Here is an 18,302-nt window from a genome sequence, read left to right on the forward strand (position 1 = left end):
TACGATGGGGACCGTCCCGAGCCGCCGAGGAGGGCATGACGTGGCCGACGACCTGCTGGCCTGGCGCCACCGCTTCCCCACCCTGGACGGTGCGCCCTACCTCGCCGCCCACACCCTCGGGCCGATGCCCGACTCGGTCCCGGGCGCCCTGGCCCGCTTCGCCGAGGAGTGGGCGGCCGAGGGGGTGGGCGCCTGGAGGGGCTGGCTCGAGCAGGTCCGGGCCACCGCGGCGATCCTCGAGCGGCTGCTCGGCGCCCCCGAGGGGTCGGTCGTGCTCGGCCCGAACGTCTCCGTCCTGGCCGGCCAGGTGCTCTCGTGCGTGGACTGGCACGGCCGCCGGAACCGGCTCGTCACCACCGACCTCGAGTTCTCCACCTGCGACTACCTGTACCGGGCCCAGGAGATGGCCGGGGCCGAGGTCGTGGTCGTGCCGTCCGGGCAGCTCACCGTCGACCCCGAGCGGGTCGCCGCCGCCGTGGACGAGCGGACCGCGTTGGTCGCCGTCACCCACGTCGCCTTCCGGTCCTCCGCCCTGCTCGACCCGGCCCCGATCGTGGCCCGCGCCCACGAGGTCGGTGCGCTCGTCCTGCTCGACACCTACCAGTCGGCCGGCACCGTCCCGGTCGACCTGGCCGCGCTCGGCGTCGACCTCGCGGTCGGCGGGTCGGTGAAGTGGCTGCTGGGCGGGCCGGGCACCGGCTACCTGTACGCCCGGCCCGAGGTGGCCGAGCGGCTCGCCCCCCGCTCGGTGGGCTGGTTCGGCCACGCGGCGCCGTTCGCGTTCGAGCCCGCCCCGACCAGGCATGCCCCGGGGGCGGGCCGCTTCGTGACCGGCACGCCCAACGTGGCGGCGCACGTGATGGCGGCCGAGGGCTACCGGATCGTGGCCGAGGCCGGGGTGGCGGGGATCCGGGCGAAGTCCCAGCATCAGACTGCACGGCTGCTCGAGGGGTTCGTCGAGCAGGGGGCGGTGATGCGCGGCCCGGCCGACGTGCGCCGGCGCGGGGGCAGCGTGGTGGTCGACTTCGACGGCGCCGAGAAGGCCACCGAGGAGCTGATCCGGCGTGGCTTCACCTGCGACTACCGGCCGGGCGCCGGCCTGCGCCTGGGACCGCACTTCTACACCGTCGACGACGAGTGCGACGCGGTGGTCGCCGAGGTGGCCGCGATCCGGGCTGGTCGCTGAGCCAGGCTCGTCCGGGCTGGTCGCTGAGCCAGGCTCGTGAGGACCCCGGCAAGGGCTGCCCGGCCGGCGCCGGGCTCCCACGGCGTCCAGGCTGCCGGGCTCCCACGGCGTCCAGGCTGCCGGGCTCCCGTGGCGTCCAGGCTGCCGGGCTCCCGTGGCGTCCAGGCTTCGGTGACATCCCATGCCGGCGAGGCGCCGACCGGCAGCCCTTCGAAGGGGAGTCACTAGGATCGACAGGTTCGTCCGCTTCTGGGTGGCCTGTGGATGAAATTCTTAGGAACGCGCATCATCACTGCTCAGGCGCAGTATCCGCCGATGCCGTCGAGGCGGTGTTTGCGGTCGGAATGGCCAATCCCGGTTGCTGAGGTTAATTTGTGACCCGCCCGTAACCGGGCCATGGCCATCTGCCAGCCGAAGCGCCACCTTCCCCCGACCCCGAGCCATCCCCCAGAAGGCCGGGTCAGGCGCTCACAGACAACAAGGAGTACGACGCTCGTGCAGAATGCCCTGCGTTCCTGGCATGTCCCAAAACACGTCCTGATCCGCTCGATCGCCGCAACCGCGCTCGCTGGCGCGCTGGCGATCCCGTCCACAGCCACCGCGCCGGCCCAGGCCGCGCCGGTGGCTGTCTCTGTCCATGCGCCCCGCGCCGCCGTCGCGGCGTCCTCGCTGGCGGCCCGCAAGGCCGCCAAGCGGGGCCGCGTGGTCGCCTATGCCAAGCAGGCGATCGGCAAGCGGTACCGCTGGGGCGCCGTTGGCCCGCGCGCCTATGACTGCTCTGGGCTGGTGCTCGCCTCCTACCGGGCGGTGGGCATCAGGCTCCCGCACAGCTCGCGGATGCAGTGGAGGTATGGCAAGCGCGTGTCGGTCCGCAAGCTCCTGCCAGGAGACATCCTCTTCTACAGCAGAGGATCGGGCCGGATCAGCCATGTCGCCCTGTACGTCGGCGGTGGCAAGATGGTCCACGCCTCGCGGAGGGGCGTCCCGGTCAAGATGGTGAAGATGCGCACCAGAGGCCTGGTCGGAGCCAGACGAATCATCGTCTGATCCCCGCATGACCTGTTGACGCTGCGCAGGGGCCACGTTCACGCCGCCGGTCCCGCCCCGTGCCCACGGGGCGGGACCGGCGGCGTTTCCGCGGGCGACGGGACGGTCACCGACGTTCCATGACTGGGGGCATCCTCCCGGACTTGCCCACATCGGCGTGGCGTGCGCCTCGCACTGGCCCCGCGCCGGTTCCTGGTGTCGAATCTTGAGGGCTCGCCCGTTGTACAGATGCAGGGGCAGGCCGAGGGTCGTACAGATGCAGGGGCAGGCCGAGGGAAGGAGCGACACATGGGCAATCCGGTGGTGTACTTCGAGCTGGGCGGCGTGGAGCACGAGCCGCTCGTGAAGTTCTACGGGGAGCTCTTCGGATGGAGGCTGCAGACGATCCCCGGCTCGAACTACGCCCTGGTCGATACCCAGGGCGGTGGTGGGATCAACGGCGGGATCGGCAAGAGCCGGACCGGCGAGCCCTGGTCGACGTTCTACGTCGAGGCGGGCGACCTCCAGGCCGTCCTGGACCAGGCCGAGTCGCTTGGGGCCAAGACCGTGATGCCGGTCACCGAGATCCCAGGCAGGGTGACCTTCGCGATGTTCAACGACCCCGACGGTTTGTTGATCGGGCTGGTCAAGGGCGAGGAGCCAGCGGAGGGCGCGCCACAGGGCCCGTCGGCGGGTACGGGGGCCCCGGTCGACTGGTTCGAGGTCCTGGGCGCTGACGCCACGCGGACGCAAGCCTTCTATACGGCGCTGTTCGGCTGGAAGATCAATGAGGGCGCCCCGGGCTACGGGCTGGTGGACACTGGGGCCGGGCGTGGCATCCAGGGGGGTCTGGGCGCTGGCGAGGAGGCCCGCTGGGCAACCGTCTACGCGAGCGTGCCAGACGTCGAGGGGACGCTGGCCCGGGCTGAGGAGCTCGGGGGCAGGCGGATCTACGGGCCCATGGCGGTCGACGATCACATGCAGACGGGTGCTTTCCGCGATCTGGCCGGGAACGTGTTCGGCGTCTACCACCACGGGTCGCACTGACGGTCGAAGGTCGCGACCCACGGCGGACCACGACGTGGCCCGGCAGGTGCGGGCCGGGCGTGCCCATGTCACCAGCTAGGCAGGTGCGGGCCGGGCGTGCCCGGTCACCAGCTGGCCGCATTGGCTGAGACGTCCGCCATCCGCATTGGCTGAGACGTCTTGCCGCGGAACGCCAGCCCAGAGAGGTCGCGTGGCGGAGCTCACCGACCTGGCGTCTACAGGGCGTCTACAGGTCTACAGAAGGTCGTCCAGGTTCTTCTTGGGGCGCCGCTCGGCCTTGGAAACCAGGTCGTCGAAGCTCGGGCTATGGCGCTTCTGGCCCAGGGCGTCGGTGAGGGCGTCGGGGCCGCCGAGGTCGCGGCCGGCGGTCAGCAGGTCGTCGAGCGACGCCCGCTCCTTGCCCTCGAGCCGCAGGCGGATCGCGGTGAGGGTCGCCGACTGGTCGGTCGACAGCCCGTGCCGGTTGTTGAGCTGGGTCAGGGCCAGCTCGGCCCGGACCAGCAGCTCGCGGTCGACCGGGCCAGGCCCGGCGTCGGTGGTCTCGTCGCTCATGCCGTTCTTCCTCTCTGGGCCGGTGCGCTTCAGAGCTTGCGGGCGACCAGCTCCGCGACCGGGCTGCGCTCGCCCTTGATCAAGGTGACATGGCCGAACAACGGCTCGCCCTTGAGCCGGGCGATCAGCGCGGCCACGCCGGAGTCGGGGTCGACGTAGGGGTGGTCGACCTGGGACGTGTCGTGGCACAGGACCAGCTTCGAGCCCTCCCCGAGCCGGCTCGCGAGCGAGCGGAGCACCCCGTACTCCACGTTCTGGGCCTCGTCGAGGATCGCGAAGGTTCGTACGAACGTGCGGCCCCGGATGAAGGTGAGCGGCTCGAGCTGCACGGTGCCGTCGTCCAGGAGCCCCTGGACGAGGTCCTGGGTGTAGCTCTCGCGCCGGTCGGCGTCGTGGGAGCCCCGGAAGAGCTGGGCCAGCGTTTCGTGGACGGCCTTCATCCAGGGGGAGATCTTCTCGTCGACGTCCCCGGGCAGGAAGCCGAGGTCCTGACGGCCGACCGGGACCACCGGCCGGAACACCAGGACCCGGTCGTAGGCGTCGGCTTCCAGGGTCGCCTCCAAGCCGGACGCGATCGCCAGGTAGGTCTTGCCAGTGCCGGCGTTGCCGGCCAGCGAGACGAGCGGCACCTTGGGGTCGCGGAGCAGGTGCAGGGCGAAGTGCTGCTCCTTGGACCGCGCCCGCACCCCGAACGTCTCCGGCGCCTCCCCGAGCAGGGCGAGCTGCACCGCCTCGCCCGCCTCCACGGTCCGCCGGACCTGGCCGAGCGCGCTCTGGGTGCCCGAGCGGAGCACCACGAACTGGTTGGCGAACAGCGGCTCGTCGGGCACCAGCTCGCCGCCCCGCTTGGCGTAGTAGGCGTCGAGCCCGCCCTCCACCTCGACGGTGGCCACCCCGAGGTAGCCCTCCTCGACCGCGACCCGCTCGTGGCGGTACTCCTCGGCCGCGAGCTTGAGCGCCTCGGCCTTGATCCGCAGGCTGGCGTCCTTGGAGACCAGGATCACGTCGCGCTCGTCGCCGAGCTCCTTGGCCAGGTTCGCGGTGGTGGCCAGGATGCGGTTGTCAGGCGTGTCGGCGCTCAGCCCCTCGGGCAGCGACATCCGGTCGACCTGGTTGACCTCGACCCGCACCCGCCCGCCGCCCGGCGAGACCACGCCCTCGGCCAGGCTCCCCCGCTCGCGCAGCGCCTCGAGGGCCCGGACCGCCCGTCGGGCCGTGACCCCTGTCTCGTCCGGCCGCGTCTTGAGCTTGTCCAGCTCCTCGACCACCGTGAGCGGGACGACCACGTCGTGCTCCTGGAAGCGGGTCAGCGCCTCCGGGTCGGCGATGAGCACGTTGGTGTCCAGCACGTAGGTCCGCAGCGGCACGGCCGGGTTGGAACGACGGGGGGCTCGGGGCATGGACGACACTCCCTTGACTCGGTCAGGCGACCCCGCCGACTCGGTCGGGCGACCGCCGACTCGGGTCGGGCGACCCGCAGACGAGGGGGCGGGCGACCCGCAGACTCGGGGGCGGTGATCCGCCGACGGGGCGGGTGATCCGCCTCGGAGACCGGCTCGTGCCGGCGACGCCTTCGCTAGCTACCAACCCCTCGGCTGCCAGCCGCCGGTGGGGTGGCCCGGCGGGCGCCGGCGCTCCTGCGGCTGGCGGCCCGGCCCGCGAGCCGGGCACGCCAGCGGTCCAGGAGCACTGGCCTGGCCAGCTCCCGGATGAGCTGCTCCCTGCGCTGCGAGACCCGCAGACGTTCGGTCTGGACCGCGCTTCAAGCCAGCGAGTGGACGTCGTTGAGCTGGATCATGAGGACTACAAGGTACCTGTGATCGCCCTGCCCGGCGACAGCCCTTGCCGGGCCGCGTCGCGTCCCTCCCGCGGCGCGGGTGCCGGCGTCGCGTCAGTCATCGTGGCCCTGGTGCCGGCGTCGCGTCAGTCATCGTGGCCGCCGTCCATCGGGTCGTCGCCTTGCTTGCCGTTGCCGCGGTCCTTGCCGGGCTTGCTGTCCTTGCCCGGGTCGCCGTGGTTGCTGTTCCCGCCGGTGACCCGCCGGTGGGTGACCGTCAGCTACGTCGGGATCGACGGCGCCGAGCACGAGCTGCGGGAACAGTGGCTGGTGACCGAGAACCTGCCCTCGCTTGTGCCCGACCCCGACGAGGCCACCATCACCGCGACCTCGCTCGGCCTCGACCTCGGGGCCGACGAGGTCGGCCGGGCCAGGAAGCTGCTGTTCGCCCCCCAGGTGGTGGCCCAGGAGCAGGCCGGCCAGCCCGCGGAGCTCGCCACCCAAGGAGCCGCCGGGGAGCTGCCGACCAGCATGCCCGGGGTGTTCCGGGCCCGCGCCGTGGCGACCGCCTCGGGCACCTTCGGCCACATCCGCATCTTCACGTTCAGCGTGGACGACCCCGCCGCCTTCGTGACCGAGTTCGTCAGGCTCGTGGGACTGCTCCCCCAGAACGGGCTGATCGTGGACGTGCGCGGCAACGGCGGCGGCCACATCTACGCCAGCGAGTTCACCCTGCAGGCGCTCACGCCCCACCGGATCGTCCCCGAGCCCGTCCAGTTCATCAACACCCCGCTGAACCTGCGCATCTGCCGCAAGCACAAGGACAACCCGACCGGCCAGATCGACCTCGGGCCCTGGTACGCGTCGATGGACCAGGCCGCCGAGACCGGCGCGACGTTTTCGGCGGCCTTCCCGATCACCCCCGAGGACGGCGCGAACGCGCTCGGCCAGCGCTACCACGGCCCGGTCGTGCTGGTCACCGACGCCCGCTGCTACTCCGCCACCGACATCTTCGCCGCCGGGTTCCAGGACCACGGCATCGGGCCGGTCCTGGGCGTGGACGACAACACCGGCGCCGGCGGCGCCAACGTGTGGACCCAGGGGCTGCTCAAGACGCTGCTGGAGGTGCCGACGGCCGAGTCCGGCTCGCCCTACAAGGCCCTGCCCAAGGCAGCGAACATGCGGGTGGCGATCCGCCGCACCCTGCGGGTCGGGGCGGTGGCCGGCACGCCGGTCGAGGACCTTGGCGTGGTCCCCGACCAACGCCACCGGATGACCCGCAACGACGTCCTGAACGGCAATGTCGACCTGCTCGAGCAGGCCGGCGAACTGCTCGCTGCGCTGCCGCCCCGCACCCTCCAGGTGACGGCGACCCTGGGCGCCGGCGGCGAGCTGGTGCTCGAGCTCGCGGTCGCCGGCCTCGACCGGGCCGACGTCTACGTCGACGACCGGCCCCGCGCGTCGGTCGACGTCACCCGGGGGAAGCGCCTCGGTGACCGTCCCCGGGGTCCCGGGCGCCGAGCTGGTACGGGTCGAGGGCTTCTCCGAGGGCCAGCTGGTTGCCGCCCGCACCGTGGAGCTCTGAGTGCCGCGAGTCCTCACCCCGAGCTTTCCTGACTAGTTCGTAGGGACTAGGATTCGAGGGCGGGCGCGCGGGCCGGGCTCGGCACCCCTCTTCCCCGGGGTGCCGAGCCTGCCTGCTCGGGGCCGTCCGGGGCACTGGCAAGTTCTCGGGAACCGACTGGGCTCGTTCGGGGTTCTGTTAGCCAAGGTTCTCGTCCCCCCACAAGGAGAACTTGCATGCAGAAGTCGCGTGTCGTCGGCATCGCGGTGCTCGCGGCGCTGGCGCTGGTCCTGGCAGCCTGCGGCGGGAAGGCCAAGCAGACGTCCGGCGAGGACCCGTACGGCCAGCCGCAGGCCACCACCGGCCCGGAGGCGACCCCCGCCTCCGCCCTCAAGCTGGCCCAGTCTCAGCTCGGCCCGATCCTGACCGACGCCCAGGGCCGCACGCTCTACGGCTTCGCCTCCGACAATGGCGGCACGAGCACCTGCTACGACCAGTGCTCGCAGAGCTGGCCGCCGCTGGTCGCCCAGGGCAACCCAACCCCTGGCCAGGGCATGGACCCCTCCCTGCTCGGCCTCTCCCCCCGCAGCGACGGCACGCAGCAGGTGACCTACAAGAACTGGCCGCTCTACTACTTCTCCGGCGATCAGGAGCCAGGCCAGACCAAGGGCCAGAGCCTCAAGGGCCTCTGGTACGTGGTCGGCGCCAACGGCCTGGTCCGGCAGGCCGCCGGGCAGGCGCAGGGCTACACCGCGGCCAAGGCGACCTGGGTGAAGGTCGCCAAGTCGGCCAAGTTCGGCCCGATCCTGACCGACGGCAAGGGCCGGACGCTGTACGCGCTCGGGCCTGACAAGGGCGGCACGCCCCACTGCTACCTGCAGTGCACGACGACCTGGCCGCCGCTGGTCAGCCAGGGCGAGGCCAAGGCCGGCCAGGGCCTCGACCAGACCCTGCTCGCGGTCAAGGCCCGCGACGACGGCAAGCAGCAGCTGATGTACAGCAACTGGCCGCTCTACTACTACGCGGGCGACCAGGCCGCGGGCCAGACCAAGGGCCAGGGCTTGCGCGGCATCTGGTGGCTGATCGGTCCCAACGGCCTTATCAAGACGCAGGCGCCCCAGGCAAGCACCGGCAGCAGCGGCGGCGGCGGCAGCAGCGGCGGCGGCAGTAGCGGCGGGTACGGCTACGGCGGGTAGAGTCCAGGCGGCGCGACAGCCCAGGCAAGGGCAGCGCCCGAGGCCCGGGGGCGGCCCTTCCCTGGCGTCCGGGCGGCCCTTCCCGGGCGTCAGGGTGTCCCTCCCCAGCGCCCCAGCCGGCTCAGACCGGGCCGGACCCGGCGCTGGTCTCGCGCACGGCCGCCTGGATCTCCTCGAGGTCGCGCCGGGTGAGGGTGAGTGACCCGGCCGGGAGCCAACCGTCGACCTGCGACGGCCGTCTGGTGCCGACGATCGCCGCGGTCACCCCTGGCTGGGCGATCACCCAGGCGACCGCGACCGCGGCCACGCTTACGCCGTGGCGCTCGGCGACCGGGCGGAGCCGGTCGGCCAGGGCGAGGTTGGCCGACAGCCGCGGCTCGGTGAAGTCGGGGCTGCGCCGGCGCCAGTCGTCCTCGGGCAGGTTCCGCACCCGCTCTGTGTCGAACGCGCCGGTGAGCAGGCCCGACTGCATCGGGCTGTAGCAGACCACGGCGGTGCCATGCTCGATGCACCACGGCAGCACGTCTTCCGCGGCGGACCGGTCGATCAGGCTGAACGGCGGCTGCGCGGAGTCGACGTGCCGGACCGCCTCGCAGCGTTCCAGCAGGTCCACGCCGAAGTTGGAGACCCCGGCGTAGCGCACCTTGCCCTCGTCGACCAGCTCGGCCATGGTCCCCCATGACTCCTCGACCGGGGTGCCGGTGGTTCGGTCGGGCCAGTGGAACTGGTAGAGGTCGACGTGGTCGGTACCGAGCCGCTTCAGGCTCTGCTCGAGTTCGAAGCGGATGGACTCCGGGCGCAGGTCACCCTGGGTGCGCCGGTCCGGGTTGCCGTACCAGTTCAGCCCGCACTTGGTGGCCACCAGGACCTCCGAGCCCAGCTCGCGCAGGACCTGGCCGACGACCTCCTCGGAGTGCCCGAAACCGTACACAGCGGCCGTGTCGACCCAGTTGACGCCGGCGTCGAACGCCCGGTGGAGCGCGGCGATCGACTCGTCGTCGTCCTGTGGGCCCCAGCCGAACCGCCACGGGCCGCCGATCGCCCAGGCGCCGACCCCCACCACCGAAAGCTCCGGTCCCGCACTGCCCAAGTTGCGAAACTGCATGCGCTGCCGCCTCCCTCGCCGTCGGACTGCCAGCCGGTTGCCCGGCCACGGTAGCGGAGGTGCGTCAGCGGCCGTGGACGGCGAGGCGTTACCCGCCGTGGACGGCGAGGCGTCAGCGGCCGTGGACGGCGAGGTCGACCGGCTCGAGGCGGCTCGACGGCCGGTAGCGCCGGCCCACCTTCGCGCACGGCTGGCCTTCGCGCAGCACCACGTCGGCGGTGTAGTCGCCCGAGCCCTTCAGCAGCGCGGAGCCGACCCCGTAGGAGTCGACCGGCACGCCCTCGCGCTCGAACGCGGTGATCCGCTCGGCGGTGAACCCCCCCGAGCAGATGATCCGCACGTGCCCGAACCCCTCGGCGTCGAGCGCGCGCCGCACGTTCCACACCAGCTGCCGGTTGACCCCGGTGGGCGGGAAGTCGCCCATCTGGTCCCACAGGGAGCGGTCGACGAGGTTGGCGGCGGTGTCCAGGCGCACGCCCCACAGCCGCTCGCCGAACTCCCGGGCGCAGGCCAGCGAGGTGCCCACGCAGTCGTTGTGGAAGTCGACCAGCGCGACCAAGGGCACGTCGGGGATGTGGCGGGCGAACGCGCGCATGGCCGCCACTGTGTCACCGGCGAAGGTGGCGATGAGCGCGTGCGGGGTCGTGCCAAGCCCGCGCTCGCCCCACCAGGCGGCCTGCGCGTCGGTCGCCACCCCCTGGGCGCCGCCGATGAACGCGGCGTAGCCGTCGCCCCCCTGGGTCGCCCAGTGGTCGAAGCGGTCGGCGAAGAACACCACCGGCTTGCCGTTGGCGGCGGCCACGACCCAGCGCACGTTGGTCGCGACCAGGCTGCGGCGGGCCAGGACCCCCAGGTAGACGCTTTCGAGGTGGGCGAAGAACCGGTACGGCCCGGTGATCTCGATCACCGGCTCCCAGGCGGTCACCAGGTCCCCGTCCCGCAGCGCGCGCACCTCCAGCTCGCCACGCGCGGGCCGCCACAGGCGGTCGAGGGTCACCTCGGTCTCGACCTGGGCCCGGACCGCGTCCAGGTACCCCTGGCCGCCGTGCAGCCGGGCCCGCCGGGTCCGGTTGCGGGCGCGCAGGTACTCGGCGAACGCGTCGTCGATCTTGGACTGGTCCACGGCCGCCCCGGCGCCCAGGGCGAGGACCGCCAGCGCCTCGTCGATCCCGCACGCCACCACGCCGTCGTCGCGCTGGAAGACCTGCATGGTGACCTGGGTGTCGGCCCCTTCGGCGGCCAGGATGCGCCGGGTGCGGTCGAAGTAGACGCCGGCCCGGTAGCCAGCGCGCAGCTCGGCCACTGGCAGGTCGAACACCCAGGGGGCCAGGCGACCGTTGCCGGTGCGCAGCTCGGACCCGTTGGCCGGCAGCGGGGTGGCCGAACCGCCGAGGTCCAGGCCTCTGAGCGGCGCGGTGGTCTCCTCCATGCGCGAACCCTATCCGATCGGGATCGGGCCTCCCAGGCCGATGGCCCGGTGCCGTGGGCAGTGTATACGCGGCTCCCACGGGCCCGGCGCCCGGGCGGCCATCTGCCCCGTGTGCCCGGGCGGCCATCTGTCCCGTCTGCCCGGGCGGCCATCTGCCCGGTCTGCCCGTTGCCTCGCCCGCGGTCCAGCGGTAGCGTCGAAGGATCAGCCAGCTCGACCCGGAGGCGAGGGCGATGCTCGCGCACAAGCTCGCCGGCCCGACCGCGCACGCGGTGGTCGTCCAGCTCGACGCCGGACAGACGGCATGGTGCGAGGCGGGGCGGCTGGTATGGAAGACCGCCAACGTCGGCCTGCGCGTGCAGCTGTCCGGCCCGGCCGGCCCGAACGTCCTGGGGGTGCTGGGCAGGGCGGTGACCACCGCCGTCGGGCTGGGCAGGCGCCGGCTCGCCGGGGAGCGCCCGGCCTACCACCATCTGACCGCGGTGGGCGGGAGCGGCCTGGCCGCGTTCGCCGCGCCGTCCCCTGGCCAGTTGCGCGAGCTGCGGCTCGACGGCGGTCGGGGCTGGCTGGTCGCCAGGGGCGCCCTGGTGGTCGCCGAGGCCACCATCGGCCCGGACCTCGGCACGACCCTGCTCGGCCTGGTGCACCGTGAGGCTGACCAGCCCGAGCTCGAGGGCCTGGCCGGCACCGGCTCGCTGTTCGTCGCGGCGGCCGGCAGCTTCCTCGAGCTCGACCCGGGCCGCTTCGGCGGCGAGGTGCAGGTCGACGCGGCCCGGCTGGTCGCCGTGCAGGAGGGCGTCGGCATCACCGTCGAGCGGGTCGGCGCTCTCCCCGGCCCCGAGCTGCTGGCCAGCGTGCTCGGGGGCGAGCCGGCCGTCCTGGCCACGCTGTCCGGTGCCGGCCTGGTGCTGCTGCAGTCGGCGGCGCCCACCAGGGCCGACACCGACCGGGCCGGTGGCGGCCCGGACCGGCCGGTACCCAGGTGGCTCGGCGGGGACCCCGGATGACATGGCGGCGCGCCCGTCCCGCACGCGAGGCGGGCGGGCCAGGACCGCGGTCCACGACCAGGAGGGGACGATGGCACTCGTCGACGACGTGAGGAACCTGGCCGAGCAGGCCCAGCGCAGCCTCGAGCAGGGCGCCCAGCAGGTGCAGGACCGGCTGGACGGCCTGCGCCGGCGCCGGCGCTTCAACGAGCTCGCCCGCCAGCTCGGCCGGGCCGTATACCAGGCGCGCAAGCACGACCAGGCCGACGGGGCCGAGGTGGAGCGGCTGTGCGCGCAAATGGCCGCGGTGGAGGCCGAGATCGCCGCGGCCGAGGCCAAGGCCAAGGCCGCCCCGGGACCGCCCGGAGACCCCCCCGACCGCCCGCCAGCGCCCCCGGACCGGGGCTACAGCCTGGACGACATCTAGTGGTCCGTCTCCATGATCAGTTGCCGGTCCACAGGGGCCTGAGCAGGGGGGCACGGCGGCTTGGAGGCGTCCAACACCTCGGAGACGGACCACCAGCAGCAGGGACAAGACGGGTGTCAACGGCCATCGGCAGCCCCGGCGGCCCCGGCAGATCAGGACGTTCTCAGCAGGAGATTCATCCTGCTGTAACGCGAGGAACACACGGATCGCTCTATCCGTGTAGACAGTCCGCCTCACAGGCGTGAGCGGCCCCCGCCCGGCCCCCCCGGCGGGGGCCGCTCGCCTTTGGTGAGGGTCGTGGGGGGATGCGCCGGTCAGAGGGAGATGCGCCGGTCAGCCGCCGGTCGCCCGGGGGAATGCGCCGGTCAGCCGCTCGTCGCCAAGGCCAGCGCGTGACGTAGGCGAGCCAGCCGCGCGGGTGCGCGGGTTTGGTAGCATCGTCACGCTCCCCACTCACGCTCTCAGGAGAACGGTGACCCGGTTCCAGCGCCTCGCCGCCGCCACCACGGCGGCGACGTTCATCCTCATCGCCGTGGGGGGGCTGGTCCGGGCGACCGACTCGGGCCTCGGCTGCCCCGACTGGCCCCGCTGCTTCGGCAAGCTGGTGCCCCCGGCCGAGCTCCACGCCTGGATCGAACACTCCCACCGGCTGGTCGCGTCGGTGATCATCGTGCTGGTGACGGTCCTGGCGGTGGCCGCCTGGCGCACCGGCCAGGCCCGCAGCATCCGCTGGGCCGCCGTGGGCGCCGTGGCGCTGGTGCTCGGCCAGGCGCTGCTCGGCGCCATCGTGGTCTGGCGCAAGCTCGAGGCTGACTCGGTGACCCTGCACCTGGCCACCGCGCTCGCCTTGCTCGCCCTGCTCGAGTTCATCTCCTTCCGGTCCCGCTCCGGACGGGGCCGCCTCAGGTGAGGGGGCCTCGCGCGCCTCAGGTGGGTCGCGGTCCAGGCGATTCGCGCGCCTCACCATGGTCGGGGCCGGCTTGGTCTACATGCAGATGCTCGTCGGGTCGACAGTGACCGGCCACGATGCCGGGCTGGCGTTCCCCGACTTCCCCCTCATGAACGGGCAGCTGGTCCCCGACCTGACCCTGACCACGGCGAAGCTCCAGGTCTTGCACCGCGGCTTCGCCATGGTCGTCGGCGCGATCGTCGTCCTCATCTGGCTGCGGGCACGCAGGACCCAGTGGATGCACCCGACCGTCACCCGGCTGGCCGGCTACGCGAGTGGGCTGGTGGCCGTGCAGATCGGGCTCGGGATCGCGAACGTGTGGGACCGGCTCTCGGCCCTGACCGTGGTGCCCCACCTGGCCGTCGGCAGCCTCCTCTGGGGCGTGATGTTCATGCTGGTGCTGCACGCCGACCGGTTCACCGGTGGCGGCAGGCGCGACCCGGCCGAGTCTGAGCCGGCCCCGCGCCGCACCGCCAGGGAGGCGGCGGGTGCCTACTTCCTGCTCACCAAGCCGCGCATCATCGAGCTGCTGCTGGTGACCACCGTCCCCACCATGTTCATCGCCGAGCGCGGGGTGCCGTCTCCCTGGCTGATCCTGGCGACCCTGGTCGGCGGCTCGCTGTCGGCCGCCAGCGCCAACACGATCAACTGCTACCTCGACCGCGACATCGACCAGGTGATGGCGCGCACCGCGCGCCGGCCGCTGCCCACCCACCGGGTCGACCCGGCTGACGCGCTGCGCTTCGGTGTGGTGCTCGGCGTAGCCGGCTTCGTATGGCTGTGGGCCACGGTGAACCTGCTCAGCGCGGCCCTGGCCACCGCGGCGATCCTGTTCTACGTGTTCGTCTACACGATCGGGCTGAAGCGGCGCTCGACCCAGAACATCGTCATCGGCGGGGCCGCCGGGGCGGTGCCCGTGCTGGTCGGCTGGTCGGCGGTGACCGGCACCATCGAGATCCCGGCGCTGGTGTTGTTCGCGATCATCTTCTACTGGACGCCGCCCCACTTCTGGGCGCTGTCGCTGAAGTACCGGGAGGACTACGCGGCTGCCGGGGTGCCGATGCTGCCGGTCGTGCGCGGCCCCCGGGAGACCTCGCACCAGATCCTGTACTACACCCTGCTGCTGGTCGCAGTCACGCTGCTGCTCTACCCGGCCGGGCAGATGGGCACGATCTACCTGGTGGCCGCCCTGACCCTGGGCGGGGTGTTCGTGTGGCGCGCGGCCCAGCTCTGGCGCGACGCGTCCGGGCAGCGGGCGATCCGGCTGTTCAGCTTCTCCAACCGCTACCTGGCGCTGCTGTTCGCGGCCATGGCGGTCGACGCGGTGGTGCGGGTCCGCGGCTGACCCGAACGGTCCGGGTCCGCGGGCCGCCCTGGCCAGATTGGCCGACCGTCCTGGGTCCGCTCTTCGGCGTCTGGCTCACGCTCACGCTTCGGCTCTGGCTGCGTCACGCTCCCACCCGGCTCACGCTCCCACCCGGCTCATGCTCCGGTTCCGGTTCTCGCTCCGGTTCACGCTCCCGCCCCGGCTCCTGCTCCCGCTCCTGCTCATGCTCCCGCCCGGCTCATGCTCCTGCTCCCGCCCGCCCCGGCTCTGGCTCCCGCTCAGCCGGCCGGTCTGTGGCGCTCTCCCGCCACCGGGCTCTGGTGGTCGGGCTGGGGCGGCGGGGGTCCGCCCGCGGCGGCCGCCGCGGCCCGCCGGGCCGCGCGCTGGGCGGCCAGCTCGGCGTCGACCCGGGCGGTCACCCGGTCCTCGTTGCGCATCCAGGCCGCGATCGCCAGCCCCGTGGCGACCAGCAGCAGCAGGTCGCCAGCGACCCACATGATCGCCCCGCCGAGGTGCTGGTCGTCCAGGGGGCTCGGCCCCCAGGTCCGCCCGCTGGCGTAGTGGGGGTAGAGGATGCGGCCGCTCGAGTAGAGGGCCAGGGCCAGGAACGTGTTCACCGGCCCTTGCATGAACACGTAGCCGACGCGCAGCGGATGGGGCATGCGCCAGCGGCTCGGGTCCAGGCCGATCGCCGGCCACCAGAACAGCACCGCGGCGACCAGGTAGAGCAGGTGCTCAGCCACGTGCACGGCATCGTTCTCCAGGGCCGCCTGGTAGATCCCTGAGAAGTGCGTCCCCCACATGACCGCCGCGAACCCCACCCAGGCGAGCAGCGGGTGGGTGAGCAGCCTGACCGGGGCCGAGTGCAGCACCCGCATCACCTTGCGGTGGCCGCGCCGCCCGACCGCCCGCACCAGCAGGCTGACCGGCGTGCCGAGCACCAGCAGGGGCGCGGCCACCATGGTGAGCAGCAGGTGCTGGACCATGTGGACCGAGAACAGCGTCCCGTCGTAGGTGGCGACCGGCGACAGCAGCGCGACCGCGAGCACGGCCAGCCCGGCCAGGAATGCGCCGGTGCGGGCCGGCCGCCACGGGTTGCGCGGATGCAGCTCGGCCACCCGGCGCACCCCGAGCAGGTAGAGCGCTGCCGAGCCGGCGAGCAGGGCGAGGAACAGCGGGTCGGCCTGCCAGGCGAGCAGCACTTCGGGGAACCGGGGTTCGGGCTGCACCTGGTTGAGGGCGAGCGCTGGGGTGGGTAGGAGCACCAGGCCGGCGGCGAGCACGGCCGGGACGGCGCGGCGCAACGGGGATGGGCGCATGGCCCCATTTTCACGACGCCCAGCCGGGACAGCCACCCCCGCCTACCGGCGCGTGCCGCGCATCGAGCCCTCGACCGGGTCGCTGTCCGGGTCGCCGAGTGCGCAGATGATGGTCCGGTCCCCTGCCTCCCAGGACTCCCGGGTCGGGGTGAAGAAGGTGAAGTCGAGGGTGGAGTCGCGCAGTGGCACGCCCACGTAAGGCCGGAACCTGGCCGCGCAGACCCGGTCACCAAGCTCGTCGAGGGCGTCGTCGCTGGGCAGCCGCCTGCTGTTGACCGGGACGATCGCGTACACCTCGGCGTCGTGGGGCTGCTGGCAGGGCACGACGTCGACGGTGGCGACGCTGTCGCCGGCCCCCTCGGGCTCGTTGTAGCAGTCCCCGGTACGGACGTCGCCGAGCCCGACCTTCTCGCCCGCCCCGGTGGTGGGCGCCCCGCTGGCCGGCGGCGACTCGCTCGGCTCGGTGACGGCCGGCTCCGTGACGATGGTTGGCGTGGTCGTGGGCGGTGCGGCCGCGGGGGTCGGGCCGCTCTCCCGGAGCAGGCTGTAGGCCCCGACGCTGGCCAGAGAGCCGACCACGAGCACCCCGACCAGGACGACGATCACCAGCACCGCGGTCCGGCCCGGCGAGCGCCTTGGCGGCGCGGCCAGCCACGAGTCGTCCGGCAGGGGCTGCCCCCAGGCCGGGCGGGGCAGGGCGGTGGTGGGCGCCGCAGGATCGTGTGCGCGCCAGCCTGCGGCGCCCGCCCAGCCGTGGTCGGGCGAGCCCGGATCACCCATCCAGCCGTGGTCGGGCCAGCGGGGATCGCCCGGCCGGCCCGGGTCGGGCCAACCGGGGTAGCCCGGCAGGCCCGGATCGGGCCAACCGGGGTCGCCCGGGCGGCCCAGCGGCTCGGTCGGCACGTCGGGGTCCGGCAGGGTGCCCGGGGCGGCCCAGCTCCACGGCTCGTCCGGTCCCGGGGCCGGCCGCCCAGGTGAAGTCCAGGGGCGGTTCGGTCCGCGGTCGTCCCCGCGGTCGTCCCCGCGGTCGTCGGCCATCCGCTGCTCCTCGCGGCGCCAGGGTTGCTCGGGGGATGGTTTCTCACCCCGCCGATCGGGCGTCAATCGGCGCGCGCGCGCCGATATCCGAACGCGGCCCGCGCGCGACCGGCCCCGGATGCCGGTAGAGTAGCAAACGCGCAGGCAGAGGCACTTGTTCACAAGCGCGGATCGACTTGTGAGCGGTCCGAACCGCCGCTAGATTCACCGTATGCCATGGCGCGCCGGCCCCGAGCACCCGGGCAGGCAGCCATCCGGGACCCCAAGGAAGCGAGGCGACCGAGTCCAGATGCGACGCGCGCAGCACCGAGCCGGGCACCGGGCCAGGACCGCGGCACTGGTACTGGCCGGCATCATGGTCCTGGCCGGTTGCGGGTCGTACCCGGGGGTCACCGAGCAGTCGAAGCACGTCTACAACCTCTACAACCTCCTGTTCGTGGTCGCCGCGATCATCTTCGTGCTGGTCGAGGGAGCGATCCTGTGGGCCGCGTTCCGCTACCGGCGCACCGACGACCAGCTCCCGCCCCAGTTCCACGGCAACAACATGCTCGAGATCGCCTGGACGGTGGTCCCGCTGCTGATCGTGGCGACCCTGTTCTGGCTCTCCTGGCAGGTCCTTCAGAAGGTCGACGCCCAGTCCAAGAACCCCGACGTGACCGTCAACGTCACCGGGTTCCAGTGGCAGTGGCAGTTCACCTTCCAGGGCGAGAAGGTGCGCGTCGAGGAGGGCCAGCCGCCCCAGGACCTGACCCTCAGGGGCACCATCGCGCGGCCACCCACGATCTACCTCCCGGTCGGTCAGAAGATCCATTTCAACCTGCAGGCCAGGGACGTCATCCACGCCTTCTACATCCCCCAGTTCCTGTTCAAGCGCGACGCCATCCCGGGCCGCACCAACAGCTTCGAGGTCACCATCGACAAGCCGGGCAGCTACTCCGGGCAGTGCGCCCAGTTCTGCGGCCTGCAGCACAACGCCATGCACTTCACGGTCAAGGCGGTGTCCGTGGCCGAGTACCGGGACTGGATCGCCAAGTCGGTCAAGCAGGCGGAGAGCGGCTGCCCCAACGACCCCACCCCGGGCCAGATCGCGGCCAAGAACGTCGCCTTCGACAAGGACTGCCTGGCCGCCAAGGCCGGCCAGGCAGTCCAGCTCAAGTTCGACAACCAGGAGAACGTGCCCCACAACGTCGCCTTCTTCAAGGGTGGGAACGCCCAGGCGCCCAACGTGTTCCGGGGTCAGGTCTTCAACGGCCCCAAGACCGTCACCTACCAGGTTCCTGCACTCTCCAAGGGGAACTACTTCTATCATTGCGATGTCCACCCGACGGCGATGCAAGGCAAGCTCGTTGTCAAGTAGGGATACCGCCTCGACCA

General features: G+C 72.6%; 16 protein-coding genes and 1 pseudogene. 11 read left to right on the plus strand and 6 right to left on the minus strand.

Annotated elements, in window-relative coordinates:
• The first annotated feature begins 40 nt into the window (after positions 1–40).
• From VG276_16450 to VG276_16460, 3 genes are all read left to right on the plus strand, one after another.
• A complete protein-coding gene (locus VG276_16450) occupies positions 41–1,186 on the plus strand; it encodes an aminotransferase class V-fold PLP-dependent enzyme (protein ID HEV8650936.1) in 1,146 nt (381 codons plus the stop codon).
• 495 nt (positions 1,187–1,681) lie between these two features.
• Positions 1,682–2,233 carry a C40 family peptidase gene (locus tag VG276_16455; protein ID HEV8650937.1) on the plus strand — a complete coding sequence of 184 codons (552 nt, stop codon included), beginning with the start codon at positions 1,682–1,684 and terminating at the stop codon, positions 2,231–2,233.
• Between the two features lie 288 nt (positions 2,234–2,521).
• Complete coding sequence (locus tag VG276_16460; GenBank protein HEV8650938.1) at positions 2,522–3,259, plus strand: VOC family protein; 738 nt, start codon at positions 2,522–2,524, stop codon at positions 3,257–3,259.
• A 234-nt stretch (positions 3,260–3,493) separates the two neighbouring features.
• Here the strand turns inward: VG276_16460 and VG276_16465 are convergent, their stop codons facing one another.
• Together VG276_16465 and VG276_16470 are read right to left on the minus strand one after the other, a co-directional pair.
• Entirely contained in the window at positions 3,494–3,811 is a 318-nt protein-coding gene (locus VG276_16465) for a hypothetical protein (protein ID HEV8650939.1), read from the minus strand.
• A 29-nt stretch (positions 3,812–3,840) separates the two neighbouring features.
• Positions 3,841–5,211, minus strand: a complete 1,371-nt coding sequence (locus VG276_16470; GenBank protein ID HEV8650940.1) for a PhoH family protein — start codon at positions 5,209–5,211, stop codon at positions 3,841–3,843.
• A 599-nt stretch (positions 5,212–5,810) separates the two neighbouring features.
• Here VG276_16470 and VG276_16475 point away from each other — a divergent pair.
• Entirely contained in the window at positions 5,811–7,205 is a 1,395-nt protein-coding gene (locus VG276_16475) for a S41 family peptidase (protein ID HEV8650941.1), read from the plus strand.
• A 183-nt stretch (positions 7,206–7,388) separates the two neighbouring features.
• Complete coding sequence (locus tag VG276_16480; GenBank protein HEV8650942.1) at positions 7,389–8,348, plus strand: hypothetical protein; 960 nt, start codon at positions 7,389–7,391, stop codon at positions 8,346–8,348.
• Between the two features lie 121 nt (positions 8,349–8,469).
• On the opposite strand, the gene VG276_16485 is transcribed toward VG276_16480, so the two are convergent.
• Together VG276_16485 and VG276_16490 are read right to left on the minus strand one after the other, a co-directional pair.
• On the minus strand, positions 8,470–9,453 hold the full coding sequence (locus VG276_16485) for an aldo/keto reductase (GenBank protein HEV8650943.1): 984 nt from the start codon (positions 9,451–9,453) through the stop codon (positions 8,470–8,472).
• Positions 9,454–9,565: 112 nt separating this feature from the next.
• A complete protein-coding gene (locus VG276_16490; GenBank protein ID HEV8650944.1) occupies positions 9,566–10,882 on the minus strand; it encodes a quinolinate phosphoribosyl transferase in 1,317 nt (438 codons plus the stop codon).
• A gap of 233 nt (positions 10,883–11,115) precedes the next feature.
• Here VG276_16490 and VG276_16495 point away from each other — a divergent pair, with 233 nt between their 5' ends.
• The 5 genes and pseudogenes from VG276_16495 to VG276_16515 all read left to right on the plus strand — a co-directional run bounded on the left by VG276_16495 (position 11,116) and on the right by VG276_16515 (position 14,589).
• Positions 11,116–11,889 (plus strand): AIM24 family protein, encoded by a 774-nt coding sequence (locus VG276_16495; GenBank protein HEV8650945.1) that lies wholly within the window; start codon positions 11,116–11,118, stop codon positions 11,887–11,889.
• Positions 11,890–11,959: 70 nt separating this feature from the next.
• The gene (locus tag VG276_16500) at positions 11,960–12,295 is read left to right on the plus strand and encodes a hypothetical protein (protein HEV8650946.1); all 336 of its coding nucleotides are present in this window, start codon (positions 11,960–11,962) and stop codon (positions 12,293–12,295) included.
• Positions 12,296–12,767: 472 nt separating this feature from the next.
• Positions 12,768–13,205, plus strand: a complete 438-nt coding sequence (locus VG276_16505) for a COX15/CtaA family protein (GenBank protein ID HEV8650947.1) — start codon at positions 12,768–12,770, stop codon at positions 13,203–13,205.
• 31 nt (positions 13,206–13,236) lie between these two features.
• A pseudogene (locus tag VG276_16510) lies at positions 13,237–13,620 on the plus strand (COX15/CtaA family protein).
• A gap of 15 nt (positions 13,621–13,635) precedes the next feature.
• The gene (locus VG276_16515; GenBank protein ID HEV8650948.1) at positions 13,636–14,589 is read left to right on the plus strand and encodes a heme o synthase; all 954 of its coding nucleotides are present in this window, start codon (positions 13,636–13,638) and stop codon (positions 14,587–14,589) included.
• A 260-nt stretch (positions 14,590–14,849) separates the two neighbouring features.
• On the opposite strand, the gene VG276_16520 is transcribed toward VG276_16515, so the two are convergent.
• Both VG276_16520 and VG276_16525 read right to left on the minus strand, forming a co-directional pair.
• Positions 14,850–15,890: a cytochrome c oxidase assembly protein gene (locus tag VG276_16520; GenBank protein HEV8650949.1), complete on the minus strand. Its 1,041-nt coding sequence runs from the start codon at positions 15,888–15,890 to the stop codon at positions 14,850–14,852.
• Between the two features lie 42 nt (positions 15,891–15,932).
• Complete coding sequence (locus tag VG276_16525) at positions 15,933–16,928, minus strand: septum formation family protein (GenBank protein ID HEV8650950.1); 996 nt, start codon at positions 16,926–16,928, stop codon at positions 15,933–15,935.
• 289 nt (positions 16,929–17,217) lie between these two features.
• On the opposite strand from VG276_16525, the gene coxB reads away from it, so the two are divergent.
• On the plus strand, positions 17,218–18,285 hold the full coding sequence (coxB, locus tag VG276_16530) for a cytochrome c oxidase subunit II (protein HEV8650951.1): 1,068 nt from the start codon (positions 17,218–17,220) through the stop codon (positions 18,283–18,285).
• Positions 18,286–18,302: the final 17 nt, after the last annotated feature.

Source organism: Actinomycetes bacterium (assembly GCA_036000965.1).
GTDB lineage: Bacteria > Actinomycetota > CALGFH01 > CALGFH01 > CALGFH01 > DASYUT01.

Bases quoted from the DNA above. Each gene is read 5' to 3' on its own strand.
- VG276_16495 (HEV8650945.1), top strand. From the start codon at position 11,116: ATGCTCGCGCACAAGCTCGCCGGCCCGACCGCGCACGCGGTGGTCGTC.
- VG276_16515 (HEV8650948.1), top strand. From the start codon at position 13,636: ATGCTGGTGCTGCACGCCGACCGGTTCACCGGTGGCGGCAGGCGCGAC.
- VG276_16470 (HEV8650940.1), bottom strand. From the start codon at position 5,211: ATGCCCCGAGCCCCCCGTCGTTCCAACCCGGCCGTGCCGCTGCGGACC.
- VG276_16525 (HEV8650950.1), bottom strand. From the start codon at position 16,928: ATGGCCGACGACCGCGGGGACGACCGCGGGGACGACCGCGGACCGAAC.
- VG276_16465 (HEV8650939.1), bottom strand. From the start codon at position 3,811: ATGAGCGACGAGACCACCGACGCCGGGCCTGGCCCGGTCGACCGCGAG.
- VG276_16485 (HEV8650943.1), bottom strand. From the start codon at position 9,453: ATGCAGTTTCGCAACTTGGGCAGTGCGGGACCGGAGCTTTCGGTGGTG.
- VG276_16460 (HEV8650938.1), top strand. From the start codon at position 2,522: ATGGGCAATCCGGTGGTGTACTTCGAGCTGGGCGGCGTGGAGCACGAG.
- VG276_16520 (HEV8650949.1), bottom strand. From the start codon at position 15,890: ATGCGCCCATCCCCGTTGCGCCGCGCCGTCCCGGCCGTGCTCGCCGCC.
- VG276_16500 (HEV8650946.1), top strand. From the start codon at position 11,960: ATGGCACTCGTCGACGACGTGAGGAACCTGGCCGAGCAGGCCCAGCGC.
- VG276_16480 (HEV8650942.1), top strand. From the start codon at position 7,389: ATGCAGAAGTCGCGTGTCGTCGGCATCGCGGTGCTCGCGGCGCTGGCG.
- coxB (HEV8650951.1), top strand. From the start codon at position 17,218: ATGCGACGCGCGCAGCACCGAGCCGGGCACCGGGCCAGGACCGCGGCA.
- VG276_16490 (HEV8650944.1), bottom strand. From the start codon at position 10,882: ATGGAGGAGACCACCGCGCCGCTCAGAGGCCTGGACCTCGGCGGTTCG.